Source organism: Rhizobium sp. 01L419 (assembly GCF_056400025.1).
Window position 1 is genome coordinate 1 of record NZ_JBFTSM010000040.1, and the last position, 12,151, is coordinate 12,151.

The following is a 12,151-nucleotide window of genomic DNA, read 5'->3' on the forward strand; positions in this document are numbered from 1 at the left end:
CGATGCCGATGCCATCTTCCAAAGCCCGGAAGCCGGCAAACTCCGTTCCGCGATCGAAGGTGAAGCTCTGGCGTGCCGAGGATGGCAAGGGCGAGAAGGTTTTGATGATCTTGTCCATGATTGGGCGCGAGTGCCGGCTTGGGTTCTTGATCATCCCGGTGTAGCGGCTTTTGCCCTCGACCAGGTTGCCCTTGGCGCTCGATGCGAGCGTACGCGGATCGATAGGGACTGCCAGGCGACGCCTGTCGCAGAGCCGGGCAGAAATAAGAAGCATGTCGCCACCCTCGGCTTAACCGAAGCAGAGCGGTCCATCAGGCCACTTGAAAGTAAGTGAAATTTACATTACTTTGTAGCGAGTGTAATACGGAGACCCTCTCATGCCTTCAGTTGCTCTATCAATGAAAGGCCAGGTTACTCTTAAACGCGACCTGCTTGCCCATCTTGGTGTGAAACCCGGAGAGCGGATCGAATTCGAAAAGCTGCCTGGCGGCGAGTTACGAATACGGGCTGTCCGGGCGACCGGTACAATCGGCAATTTTATCGGACGGCACGCCGGAAAGTCGAGGAAGGCCCTGACCATCGAGGAAATGAACCAAATTGCCGCTGAGGGCTGGAGCGACGACGCGTGAAAATCGCCGTTGATACGAATGTTCTGGCGCGAGCGGTTTTGCAGGACGATCCGAAGCAAGGCAAGGCAGCGGCAAAACTTCTTGAGGAAGCCACACTGATCGCCGTTTCATTGCCAAGTCTCTGCGAGTTGGTCTGGATCCTACGGCGCGGCGCAAAGCTGTCCAAAGACGATATCGCGCAGACAATCCGTGATCTTCTAGGGACAGCAAATATCTCGATGGACAGGCCGGCCGTGGAGGCGGGCCTGGCCGTGCTTGAGGCCGGAGGCGATTTCGCAGACGGCGTCATCGCGCATGAAGGAGCGTGGCTTGGCGGCGAGACCTTCGTGTCTTTCGACCGGAACGCGGTTGATCTGCTAACCCTACAGGGTCGGCAAACGCTTCTTCTGACCTAGATGTGGATCTCAGACAGTCGGAAAATCGCTGTTGCCGGGCAACAGTACAACAATCTCAACACGCAAAAGACCCAGCACGTTGCGCCTGGATAAGGTTGTAGAGGCCGTCGCTCGCTTCTGTACCGAGCACGCCAAGGTCCCGCACAGCATCCATGTGGTTGCGATTGCGGATCACCTGGATCGAAACGGGCACATCCTGTTCCCGCAGAACGCTTGCGAAAGCTTGCAGTTGTGCATGAAACGGCCGGGTCTCATGCTCGCCTAAAGCCAAGATCGTGCGACAATAGGGATCGTAGGAATGGCACAGGGGCGTGAACGCGGCGACCTCCTCGTCCGACAAATCAATTTCAGCTTTCAGGAAAGACTGTTGCAATGGGAGAAGATCGTACAGGCCGCCCAGCAGGAAAGCGCCCCTAACGGCCGACCGTTCTTCGCTCTTGTGGAACAAGAAGGTTGAGAGATGAGCTCCTGCAGAGTGACCACTCACGGTGAACGAGGCGGGGTCGCCGCCATGCTCAGCTATGTGATCCACCACCCATCGCGCGGCACGAACGACCTGATCCACGACTACCTTCATCCGAACACCCGGCATCAAGGCGTAGTCGACGATCACGGCAATTGCTCCGGCGCGTGTGATGGTATTTGCAACGGAGGAATACTCACGCTTTGACCACATCCGCCAATAGCCACCATGAATGAACATATGAACGGGAAGGTTTTGACGCGGCCCATCTGGAAAGAAGATGTCAACCGTTTCACTTGTCCCCTCGCCATATTCGACGTCTGCGATCATTGGCAACGTTTCTCGCGCCCTCGCACTTGCCGAGACGATCTCTTCGACGATTGCATCGAAATCCGCGACATGCCCGCGGATCCGGAATGGATCGGTTTCCAATGAGGCTCCTCCGGGATCAGAAACTCGTAGCGATATATTTGGCTTCCATGAATTCAGCAATGCCGTGGTGCTGGCCCCCTTCGCGACCAAGACCGCTCTGCTTCACGCCGCCGAATGGCGCCGCCGGGTCGGAGACGAGCCCTCGGTTGAGCGCAATCATACCCGCTTCGATACCGGAGGATACCCGGAGCCCGCGCGCAAGATCTCGGGTGTACACGTAGGCGGCAAGTCCGTATTCCGTATCGTTGGCGCGTTCTATTGCTTCTTCTTCAGTGTTAAAGCGGTACAGCGGTGCCACAGGACCAAAGATCTCCTCCGTCTTCATTTCAGAGTCATTTGACACGTCAGCAAGCACTGTCGGCGGGTAAAAAAAGCCGTTCCGCGACAGTTCGCCGCCGCCGCAGAGGACCCGTGCGCCTCTCGCTTTGGAGTCCTCGACCAAGCGACTGATCTTTTCGACGGCTTTGCGGGTAATCATTGGCCCACACTCAGTCTCGTCGTCGACGCCCGCTCCGACCTTCAAAGCAGCCATACGCTTCGTTAGTCCGTCAGCAAAGGCATCAAAAATGTCCGATTGCACGTAAAAGCGGTTCGCCGCCGTACAGGCTTCTCCTGCATTGCGCATCTTTGCGATCATTGCCCCGTCGAGCGCGGCATTGAGATCCGCGTCGTCGAAAACCACGAACGGTGCGTTGCCGCCGAGCTCCATCGAGCAGGAAATGACATGCTTCGCCGCTTCGGCGAGAAGTTGCCGCCCGACGCCCGTGGACCCCGTGAACGAGAGTTTCCGTACACGCGGGTCCGCCAGAATGCCTGCGGTCATCGGACCGGGACTTGTGGTCGTCAGCACGTTGACGACGCCCTTGGGTACGCCAGCCTCCTCGTAGATGGCCGCTAACGCATAGGCGGTTAGCGGCGTCTCGCTTGCCGGCTTCAGGATCACGGTGCAGCCAGCCGCGAGCGCCGGCGCGATCTTGCGCGTTGCCATCGCGGCTGGAAAATTCCAGGGCGTGATCAGCAGGCAGATGCCGATCGGTTGGTAGTCGACGATGATGCGGTTGGTGCCGGATGGCGCAATGCCGAACTCTCCTGTGATGCGAACGGCTTCTTCGGCATTCCAGCGGAAGAACTCGGCGGCGTAGGCGACTTCGCCGCGGGCGTCACGCAACGCCTTGCCGTTCTCCATCGAGATCAACCTCGCCAGCATTTCCGAGCGCTCAACCATCAATTCAAAACAGCGGCGCAAAATTTCGGAGCGCTTGCGGGGAGGGGTGGCGCGCCATGCAGCTGCTGCTGCGGCGGCGGCATCGATGCCCGCGCGTGCATCCTCGATCGTCGCATCTGGCACGGCTGCGAGAACCGCACCTGTCGATGGATCGACGACGTCGATCTGTCGACCTGACTGAGAGGGCCGCCATGTCCCGTCGATGTAGAGCCCGCGCGCGGCCGCTCCGATGTCCGGCACTTCACGATTGGATTGGGGGATCTGTTGGGCAATGGTCATGGTGTTCCCTCGATGATTAGATAGCGGAGGCGGCAAGATCGCCGTCATAGGCCGCTTTGACGAGACGCTTCATTGCGTCGAGGTCGAAGGGCCTTGGATTGTTCTTGATGAGCCTGTCGATGCCGAAGGCTTGCTCGGCCGTCCAGTCGAGCTTGTCCTTGGCAAGTCCCAGATCAGCGAGCGTGCGAGTGATGCCGATCGCTGCAAACAGCCGGCGGATTTCCTCGATCGCAGCAACGGCCACCTGCTTTTCGTCAAGATCGGACGTCGCCAGACCGAGCGCGGCTCCGATCTCGGACATCTCGGTGACGGACGCGGGCAGATTGTAGTTCATGACGTAGGGCATCATGGTTGCGACGCCCAGGCCGTGGGCTGTATGCGTCAGGGCTCCGGCCGGGTACTGAACCGCGTGGGCAGCGGCGGTGCCCGCCGTCCCAAACGCGCAGCCTGCTGCCAGCGCTCCCATCATCACGTCGGCGCGCGCATCTTCGTCCGAACCGTCCTTGCATGCGTTCTCGAGGCTACGGCCGAGAAGTTTGATGGCCAGCAGGGCAAAGTGGTCGGTCAGCGCACTCTTGCCGATGAAGACGTGCTTTTGCGCCAGGGAGTGATCCGTGCCGCGGCGAGCGGCCGTGAAGGCCTCGATTGCGTGAGTGAGGGCGTCGGCGCCGGCGACAGCCGTCAATCCCGGAGGGCAGGTCATCGTCAGCTCCGGGTCGCAGATCGCGGCTGTCGCGATCAAGTAAGGGCTGGATATCCCGACCTTCAACGTGCGTTCGGCGTCTGAAACCACCGCGACGGGCGTTACTTCCGAACCGGTGCCTGCCGTCGTCGGGACGGCGATGACAGGGATTGTCGGGCCTGGAATCTTGTACTCGCCGTAGTAGTCCTTGAGCTCGCCGCCGTGGGTCAGCAACAGAGCAGCGCACTTCGCCATATCCAGACAACTTCCTCCGCCGAGCCCGATCACCATCTCGGGATCGAAGCTGCGGGCGTCTTTGACGCAGACCGACACTGTGTCGGCCGGGACGTCCGGTTGGACGCCGTCGTGGATCAGCACGTTGATAGAGGCTGCCTCTAGTGCGCTCACGATCTCGGCGAACACGAAGGTCGCCGCAAATCGTTCGTCTGTGCAGATAAGCGCACGCTTTCCAAGCCTCGCCGCAACAGCCGGCAGGGCATGGCGCTGCCCCTTGCCGAACAGGATTTCCTGGGGAAGCCGTAAAGCGGCGAAAAGGGTCATTGTCCGTGTCCTTTGACAAGCGTGCTGGAAAGAGAGAGGGCGCTTAGTTCGTCCCTAAGCCTGGGTGGAATCTCTATGCCGTTGGAAAGCGCGCGTTCGCGCCGAGCCGATGCGCCATCGCCGGGGACGGTCACGGGGAGGGCCGGGTCCGCCGGGCTAGAACTGCGAACGCCATCGAGATAGGCGCTGAAACAGCCGAGCAACTCAGGTTGTTCGCCGACATCGATGGCAATCAGTACATCGCCTTTGTTGCATACGGCGTCGGCGTCAAGCGTTCCTCGGATGCTTGACGCAAGCGAAGAGAGCGCAATCGAGGCCACCATCAGCTCAAGCGCCATGCCGAGAGCATAGCCTTTGGCGTCACCGAATGGTGCGATCGATCCCTTTGTGGCAGCCGCGGCGTCAGTCGTCGGCTTCCCATCCGCTTCCTGCGCCCAGCCTTGCGGTAATGCAGAGCCGTTGGCAGCGTAGTGGTGGATCTTACCCATCGAGACGATGCCGGTTGCAAGATCGACCATCAACGGGCAGTCAGCCGTCGGTATGGCAATGGCGAGCGGGTTCGTGCCCATGAGCGCCCGCGTCCCGCCGTACGGGTGCACCATTGCCTCGCTCGATGACATGGCAAGCCCGATCAGCGCTTTTCCCGCCAGACGCTTAACGTAGTGCGCAAGCATCCCGAGATGGTTCGAGTTTCGGATCCCAGCAACCGCAATGCCAGTCTCACGAGCTCGTTGGCTGATGAGATCAAGCGCTGCTACGGCGACAACCGGGCCGAGACCTTTTAGACCGTCCACTTCGAGAAACGGTAGGGAGCGCCACTCCCACTTTCCTTCCGTTGTGGGGTCGATGAGGTCGCGCTCGATCCGTTTCAGGATGCGGGGAAGGCGTTGCAGGCCGTGCGGAGGGTGTCCGTTTATCTCTGCCTCGACGAGTACGCACGCTTGCCGGCGAGCGTGCGCCGCAGGTGCGCCACGATCCTCAAGCAGACGCGCAGCCAAGTCCGTAGCACTGTCTCGATCGAAGATCACGTCTGCACCAATTTAAAATCGTATAGGATATGGGATTGCATATCGCTGAGCATCATGTTAGCGATTGTTCATGTCAAGAGGCAAAAACATGCAACACAGAAATCAAACGGCCGGACCTGAAGTGTTCGATACAAGCGGATTTATCCCGAGAGCGAACAGCCTTGCTGGTAGCGTCTACGAGGCGATCTTCGCGCAGTTGATGTCGTTGAAAATTGCTCCTGGAGCGCGGATAACGGTCGACAACCTGGTGCGCGAGTTGAATGTGTCACAGACGCCGATCCGCGAGGCGCTGGGACGCCTGGAGGGCGAAGGGCTCGTTATCAAGACCCACCTCATCGGCTTTAGCGCGGCGCCGCAGATCACCCGCCGTCGCTTCGACGAGCTTTATCAGCTTCGCCTGCTTCTTGAACCGGACAGTGCGGCTCGAGCGGCAATCGCGATGGACGACGACAAGCTTTCCGCGTTGCGTGAAGCCGCAGGCGTGATGGGTCGCCGCGAGGGCGGCGACGAGCGTCTGCGCTATTCGACCTTTGCCCGGCAAGATGCCATGTTCCACGACAAGATCCTCGAGATCGCTGGCAACGAACTCATTCGCGAGACCCTCAATCACCAGCACACCCACTTTCACATTTTCCGTCTCATGTTTCATTCTCGCGTGACCGAAGAAGCGCTCGACGAACACGAGGCACTTCTCGCTGCGCTGGAAGGAGGCGACTCGTCGGCAGCCGAACGAGCGATGCGCATACACCTGGAGCATTCACGCGACCGGCTTCTGCCGGCCTTCGACTGAGGGAAGCCGGATGTCCCATGCCGCAAGCGTCGAAAGAGCGGGGAGAGAGGCCATGATGGGAGCCGTGGAGCCTGCCCGGAACCCGGTTCTTCGCGCCTCCGGCCTCTCGAAGCAGTACGGTCCTGTGACGGTTTTGTCAGACATTACGCTCGACATCCTTCCTGGCGAAATCCATGCCATCATCGGAGAGAATGGGGCTGGCAAGTCCACGTTCATGCGGTTGTTGTCAGGATACGCCGAGCCGACCGGTGGATCGCTGTCGATGGGCGGTGGTGACGTCGGGTTCGCCAAGCCCGAACAGGCCCAGAATGCAGGTATCGTGCTCGTCCATCAGGAAATCCTGCTCGCGGACGCTCTCACGGTCGCGGAGAACGTATTTCTAGGCCGCGAGCTCATGCGAAATGGTGTCGTTGACGATAAGACCATGCGGCGCCTGACGACAAATAAGCTTTCGGAACTCGGCTCCGTCGTGTCGCCGAATGCACTGGTTCGTGACATCTCGCTCGCGGACCGGCAGCTCGTCCAGATCGCCCGCGCCCTTCTGGACGACTACAAGCTGGTCATTTTCGACGAACCGACTGCAGTTCTCACCGGAGACGAAGTCGAGCGTCTGCTTGCCATCATCCTGCGTCTCAAGGCGCAGGGCGCTGCCATCCTCTACATCAGCCACAGGCTCGATGAAGTGCAGCGTCTTGCCGACAAGGTCACGGTGTTGCGCGACGGCAGCATGGTCGGCACCTATCCCGGCCACACCCTCAGCCAAATGGACATGGCTCGCCACATGGTGGGCCGCGAACTCGCTGCGCTCTATCCGCCAAAGCGGACAAACGTTGCAACTGAAACCGTGCTGGCTGTTCGTAATCTCACCGTACCGGGGTTTGCCAAAGACGTTTCCTTCGACGTCCGCAAATCCGAGATTCTTGGATTCGCCGGAATGATCGGGGCGGGTCGAACGGAACTCTTCGAGGGGGTCATGGGGCTGCGCCCGGCGTCCGGATCAGTCGAACTCTTAGGCAAGCCAATCGATATTCATTCTTCACGCGCCGCGCTCGACGCTGGTATCGGCTACCTGACCGAGGACCGTAAGGGCAAAGGGCTTCTTTTACAGGAGCGCCTGGCCCCGAACCTGACGTTGTCGGCACTCCGGCGATTTCATCCTGGCCTGCTTATGCGACGTCGCCGCGAACAGGCCGCGCTTTACGAGGCAGTCGACCAATATGACATTCGCCTGAAGAATATCGGTGTCAATGCGGGCCAACTTTCTGGCGGAAATCAGCAAAAGCTTCTTCTTGCCAAAGTGCTGCTGACCACGCCGTCGGTCGTCGTCATAGATGAACCGACGCGCGGCATCGACATCGCCAACAAGGCGCAGATCTACGCTTTCATCCAGCAGCTCGTGTCTGAAGGCAAGACCTGCATCGTCATCTCATCTGAGATGCAGGAACTCGTCGGCATTTGCGATCGGATCATCGTAATGCGCGAGGGGCGTATCGCAGGCGACGTCTCGGGGGAGGCTATGACAGAACACAACGTTGCGCTTCTGGCGACGAGCGACGCCGCCGTTGTCGGCAGCGAGGGAGGGAAAGCATGACAGTCATCACTGACACCTCGGCAATCAAGCCGGAACGCGATTGGAATATTGGCTGGGGGGACGTCGGTCCGTTCGTGGCGCTGGTTGCCCTGATGGCGATCGGCTTTGCCATCAACCAGGATTTCCTGTCAGCGACCAACCTTGCCAACGTCATCACGCGTAGCGCTTTCATCGCCATCATTGCAGTTGGCGCAACATTCGTGATTTCCTCGGGCGGTCTTGATCTTTCCGTCGGGTCGATGGCCGCTTTCATCACCGGGATCACGATCATGTTCATGAATCGCATGGCGCCGGAGTGGGGTGTCTCTGCTATTCCGGCAGGTATGGTCGTCGCTGTGGCCGTTGGGCTCTTCTGCGGCTTGATGAACGGTCTGATCGTCACCGTCGGCAAGATCGAGCCTTTCATTGCGACGCTTGGCTCGATGGGCATCTTCCGAGCGCTGATTACCTACATGTCGGATGGTGGCACCATTCCGATCGACCGGACTCTTCGCGACGCCTATCGCCCCGTGTATTTTGGAACGTTCGGGGGTATCCCATACCCCATCCTGATTTCGATCGCCGTGGCAGCGATAGCGTCCTTCATCCTCTATAAAATGAAGTATGGCCGCAAATGCGCGGCCGTCGGAGCCAACGAGGACGTCGCGCGCTATTCCGGAATATCCATTATCAAGACCCGCACGATCGCCTACGCGATCCAGGGCGCATGCGTTGCGATCGCTGCCATCTGCTACGTGCCGCGGTTGGGGGCGGCCACTCCGACGACAGGCGTGCTCTGGGAGCTTCAGGTCATCACTGCGGTCGTCATCGGCGGCACGGCCTTGCGCGGTGGCAAGGGTCACGTCTGGGGATCGGTTGCGGGCGCGGTCATTCTCGAACTGATCGCCAATCTGATGGTGCTGTCCGACTTCGTTTCGGAATACCTCGTGGCAGGCGTGCAGGGGGTCATCATCATCATCGCCATGCTCATTCAAAGGTTCTCGAAATAGCCCGTGTCAGGACCACACGGGTTCACGATGTTAGGTCCAAATTCTGGGAGGAATGGAATGTCTACAAAAAAATGGGTTGCTGCTGCAGCCGTCACGAGCATGCTTATTGCAGGGCAGGGCTTCGCAGCCGACAAGAAGGTCGTCGCCGTCTCGATCCCCGCCGCTGACCATGGGTGGACAGCAGGTATCGTCTACCATGCGCAGGCGGCAGCGAAGGAAATCAACGCTGCCTTTCCGAATGTCGAAGTGGTCGTTAAAACCTCTCCGTCTGCGACCGCCCAGGTGAGCGCTCTTGAGGACCTCTCGGCGGGCCGCAAACTCGACGCACTGGTCATCCTGCCCTACACGTCCGAGGAACTGACGACCCCGGTTAAAGCCGTCAAGGATGCGGGCACGTTCATCACCGTCGTCGACCGTGGTCTGAACGACCCGACGATCCAGGACCTGTACTTGGCGGGCGACAATATTGCTGTCGGCCGTAACACAGCGAAGTTCATGATCGACAAGCTGGGCGGCAAGGGCAACTTGGTCGTTTTGCGCGGCATTCCGACCGTCATCGACGACGAACGCATTCAGGGCTTCCAAGATGCGATCAAGGGTACTGATTTGAAGGTCCTCGACATCCAGTATGCCAACTGGAACAGCGACGAAGCCTTCAAGCTGATGCAGGACTACCTTGCCAAGTACCCGCAGATCGATGCTGTATGGGCAAACGACGATGACATGCTGCTTGGYGTTTTGGAGGCGGTCAAGGAGTCCGGCCGCAAGGACATCAAGCTGGCGCTCGGCGGCAACGGCATGAAGGACATCGTCAAAAAGGTTATCGACGGCGACGCTATGACGCCAGTGGAAACGCCTTATCCGCCCGCGATGATCAAGACTGCGATATACATGACGGTTGCCAACCTAATTGGCCAGGCGCCCGTCCGCGGCACCGTCAAGCTCGACGCGCCGCTGATCACCCAGGAGAACGCCAAGGAGTATTACTTCCCGGATTCTCCATTCTGATCTCACCATCAACAGGGGCGGCCGGCGCCGCCCCATCGCATGAGCAAAGAGGAGTAAAATCATGCCAGGCAAAAAGATACTGATGCTGACCGGCGAGTTCACCGAGGAATACGAGATCTTCGTCTATCAGCAGGCGATGGAAGCAGTTGGTCACACGGTCCATGTGATCTGCCCCGATAAGAAGGCGGGTGATCTCATCAAGACGTCGTTGCATGACTTCGAAGGCGACCAGACCTATACTGAAAAGCTTGGTCACTTTTTCACGATCAACAAGACCTTCTCGGAAGCCGAGGCGCAGCTAGATCAATATCACGCCGTTTACGCTGCTGGCGGCCGTGGTCCCGAGTATATCCGCACCGACAAGCGAGTGCAGGCGATCGTCCGTCATTTCCATGAGAAGCAGAAGCCTATCTTCACGATCTGCCACGGCGTCCAGATCCTGATCGCCGTCGATGGCGTTGTACGGGGCAAGAAGGTGGGCGCGCTCGGCGCTTGCGAGCCAGAAGTCACCTTGGCGGGCGGCACCTATGTCGATCTTTCGCCGACTGAGGCTTACGTTGATGGGACAATGGTTTCTGCCAAAGGGTGGACTGCCCTCGCAGCCTTCATCAGGGAGTGCCTGAAGGTTCTGGGAACCGAAATCCACCACCGGGATGAGGTGGCCCAAGCGGCCTGATTTTCTTGTAAGCCGCGAATGGACTTCAAGTCCTCAGAGAGTTGGCCGTCCAGATCCGGCGGCCAACTGTTGTAGTTGTTTATAGAAACCGTGTGAAACATACCCGACGTGTTGACGGACGCGGACGATCGGCGACCCGCTTGGCGCTTGGCGCTTGGCGCTTGGGGCCGGTGCGAGGTCGTCAGCGCCTGCACTCAGGTCAGAACAGCTTCGTCACGGCGAGGGTGACGATGATCGCCAGACCGATGACCATGCCAGTCAAGGCCGCCCGGCTGATGCCGGGGTCGTGCGAAGACGCGGACTGAAAGCGCCTCAGGCGCCCGGAGATCATCCCATAAACCCTAATAGCACCACGACGAAGATCAGTTTCGTCACCAGCCAGCCGCTGTTGAACCATCCGTACCAGACTGCCATCGTCATCCCCGCAACCCACACGACGACCAAAGCAGGTGTCGTGAGCAGGCGATCGAAACGAGCGAACCTGGCGATGATCTCCGGTGTTGTGTAGGCCAGCGCAAGAACCGCCCCCATGGTGCCGCCAAACCAGATCACGACCGCAGTAATATGGGCGGATTTCACCAGATCATAAAGCATCGGCTTTTGCCTCTGTCGGTCGACGTTTCAGCCAGCGCTCATTGACGACGCCGCCGAGAGGAATAAAGGCGCCGGCCAGCAGACGCGCGACGTCGCTTCTTGAAAGCCAGCCTTCCGACGAAGCGTTTATCACCGCCCAGCAGAACGCCAGAAAAGCCAAACCATGGAGGGGTCCCAGGATACGCACAGCGCCGGGCATGCCGGCCCAATGTTTGAGAGGCACGGCCACCAGCACGAGGATGAGGAATGTCATGGCCTCACCGACGGCGAGCCATCGCAACATGGTTCCGCGCCTCATTCGACATCCTTTAGAAGCTTTTCCATCGCAGTGACGCGTTTCGTCAGAAGGGCAAGCTCCTGGCGGACGGTGTGTATCGCAGCGTTCGTGATGTCATGATAGTTCTCGTCGCGTTTGGAGCGGTTGGCGGCGGTCAGATATTTCAGTGCGAAGATGGCGACGATAGCCACCAGGCACAGGATCGAGAAGGTGAAAAATATGGTGGCGTTAGTCATCAGCGTCTCCTGCGGCATGATAGGCGCCTGGCTGAGGGGCATCGTAACGTTAACCGAGCAGCGATCAAAATGTGGGATMTGGCGTCATGACCAGATTAGCTCGTGATCCTCTTTATCGTCGTCACCGATTTCCAGCTGGCGTGATTGCCCATRCGGTTTGGCTCTATTTCCGGTTTCCGTTGAGCCTGCGTATGGTCGAAGATCTGTTGGCCGAACGCGGCATCATGGTGTCTCACCAGACTGTGAGACTTTGGGCGGAGAAATTCGGTCGGCATTTCGCCAATGAAATACGGAGG

The 12,151-nt window shown here is 59.1% G+C and carries 15 protein-coding genes and 2 pseudogenes; 8 read left to right on the forward strand and 9 right to left on the reverse strand.

Translation table 11 applies throughout. From position 1 onward, the window contains the following. Positions 1-187: pseudogene (locus AC1DUP_RS36325) on the reverse strand (IS30 family transposase); the annotation flags it as partial. Positions 188-377: 190 nt separating this feature from the next. Between AC1DUP_RS36325 and AC1DUP_RS36330 the strand changes: the two are divergent. Both AC1DUP_RS36330 and AC1DUP_RS36335 read left to right on the forward strand, forming a co-directional pair. Continuing rightward, positions 378-629: an AbrB/MazE/SpoVT family DNA-binding domain-containing protein gene (locus AC1DUP_RS36330; protein ID WP_113312220.1), complete on the forward strand. Its 252-nt coding sequence runs from the start codon at positions 378-380 to the stop codon at positions 627-629. Continuing rightward, positions 626-1,024 carry a type II toxin-antitoxin system VapC family toxin gene (locus AC1DUP_RS36335; RefSeq protein ID WP_113312221.1) on the forward strand — a complete coding sequence of 133 codons (399 nt, stop codon included), beginning with the start codon at positions 626-628 and terminating at the stop codon, positions 1,022-1,024. The genes AC1DUP_RS36330 and AC1DUP_RS36335 overlap by 4 nt, the downstream gene beginning before the upstream one ends. A 55-nt stretch (positions 1,025-1,079) precedes the next feature. Here AC1DUP_RS36335 and AC1DUP_RS36340 read toward each other — a convergent pair whose 3' ends face one another. Genes AC1DUP_RS36340 through AC1DUP_RS36355 form a run of 4 tightly spaced genes read right to left on the reverse strand, consistent with a single transcriptional unit; the run spans position 1,080 to position 5,694 of the window. Beyond that, positions 1,080-1,919 carry an alpha/beta hydrolase gene (locus AC1DUP_RS36340; RefSeq protein WP_477837310.1) on the reverse strand — a complete coding sequence of 280 codons (840 nt, stop codon included), beginning with the start codon at positions 1,917-1,919 and terminating at the stop codon, positions 1,080-1,082. A gap of 16 nt (positions 1,920-1,935) precedes the next feature. Beyond that, the gene (locus AC1DUP_RS36345; RefSeq protein WP_113312223.1) at positions 1,936-3,423 is read right to left on the reverse strand and encodes an NAD-dependent succinate-semialdehyde dehydrogenase; all 1,488 of its coding nucleotides are present in this window, start codon (positions 3,421-3,423) and stop codon (positions 1,936-1,938) included. Between the two features lie 16 nt (positions 3,424-3,439). Then, positions 3,440-4,666: an iron-containing alcohol dehydrogenase gene (locus AC1DUP_RS36350; RefSeq protein WP_113312224.1), complete on the reverse strand. Its 1,227-nt coding sequence runs from the start codon at positions 4,664-4,666 to the stop codon at positions 3,440-3,442. Continuing rightward, the gene (locus tag AC1DUP_RS36355) at positions 4,663-5,694 is read right to left on the reverse strand and encodes an Ldh family oxidoreductase (RefSeq protein WP_162805142.1); all 1,032 of its coding nucleotides are present in this window, start codon (positions 5,692-5,694) and stop codon (positions 4,663-4,665) included. Before AC1DUP_RS36355 ends, AC1DUP_RS36350 begins: the two co-directional genes overlap by 4 nt. Positions 5,695-5,782: 88 nt before the next feature. On the opposite strand from AC1DUP_RS36355, the gene AC1DUP_RS36360 reads away from it, so the two are divergent. From AC1DUP_RS36360 to AC1DUP_RS36380, 5 genes are all read left to right on the forward strand, one after another. Beyond that, entirely contained in the window at positions 5,783-6,484 is a 702-nt protein-coding gene (locus AC1DUP_RS36360; RefSeq protein ID WP_113312225.1) for a GntR family transcriptional regulator, read from the forward strand. Positions 6,485-6,536: 52 nt separating this feature from the next. Next, positions 6,537-8,075: a sugar ABC transporter ATP-binding protein gene (locus tag AC1DUP_RS36365; protein WP_477837313.1), complete on the forward strand. Its 1,539-nt coding sequence runs from the start codon at positions 6,537-6,539 to the stop codon at positions 8,073-8,075. Continuing rightward, a complete protein-coding gene (locus AC1DUP_RS36370; RefSeq protein ID WP_113312227.1) occupies positions 8,072-9,064 on the forward strand; it encodes an ABC transporter permease in 993 nt (330 codons plus the stop codon). Before AC1DUP_RS36365 ends, AC1DUP_RS36370 begins: the two co-directional genes overlap by 4 nt. A 99-nt stretch (positions 9,065-9,163) precedes the next feature. After that, complete coding sequence (locus AC1DUP_RS36375; protein ID WP_477837318.1) at positions 9,164-10,072, forward strand: substrate-binding domain-containing protein; 909 nt, start codon at positions 9,164-9,166, stop codon at positions 10,070-10,072. Positions 10,073-10,133: 61 nt separating this feature from the next. Then, positions 10,134-10,748, forward strand: coding sequence for a DJ-1/PfpI family protein (locus tag AC1DUP_RS36380; protein WP_113312229.1), 615 nt, complete (start codon positions 10,134-10,136; stop codon positions 10,746-10,748). Positions 10,749-10,947: 199 nt separating this feature from the next. Here the strand turns inward: AC1DUP_RS36380 and AC1DUP_RS36385 are convergent, their stop codons facing one another. The 4 genes from AC1DUP_RS36385 to AC1DUP_RS36400 are packed head-to-tail and all read right to left on the reverse strand — an operon-like array spanning position 10,948 to position 11,855. Then, complete coding sequence (locus AC1DUP_RS36385; protein WP_477837315.1) at positions 10,948-11,079, reverse strand: hypothetical protein; 132 nt, start codon at positions 11,077-11,079, stop codon at positions 10,948-10,950. After that, entirely contained in the window at positions 11,076-11,342 is a 267-nt protein-coding gene (locus tag AC1DUP_RS36390) for a hypothetical protein (RefSeq protein ID WP_113312230.1), read from the reverse strand. Before AC1DUP_RS36390 ends, AC1DUP_RS36385 begins: the two co-directional genes overlap by 4 nt. After that, positions 11,332-11,640 carry a DUF3817 domain-containing protein gene (locus AC1DUP_RS36395; protein WP_113312231.1) on the reverse strand — a complete coding sequence of 103 codons (309 nt, stop codon included), beginning with the start codon at positions 11,638-11,640 and terminating at the stop codon, positions 11,332-11,334. The genes AC1DUP_RS36390 and AC1DUP_RS36395 overlap by 11 nt, the downstream gene beginning before the upstream one ends. After that, on the reverse strand, positions 11,637-11,855 hold the full coding sequence (locus AC1DUP_RS36400; protein WP_162748665.1) for a hypothetical protein: 219 nt from the start codon (positions 11,853-11,855) through the stop codon (positions 11,637-11,639). Before AC1DUP_RS36400 ends, AC1DUP_RS36395 begins: the two co-directional genes overlap by 4 nt. A gap of 86 nt (positions 11,856-11,941) precedes the next feature. On the opposite strand from AC1DUP_RS36400, the pseudogene AC1DUP_RS36405 reads away from it, so the two are divergent. Further along, a pseudogene (locus AC1DUP_RS36405) lies at positions 11,942-12,151 on the forward strand (IS6 family transposase); the annotation flags it as partial.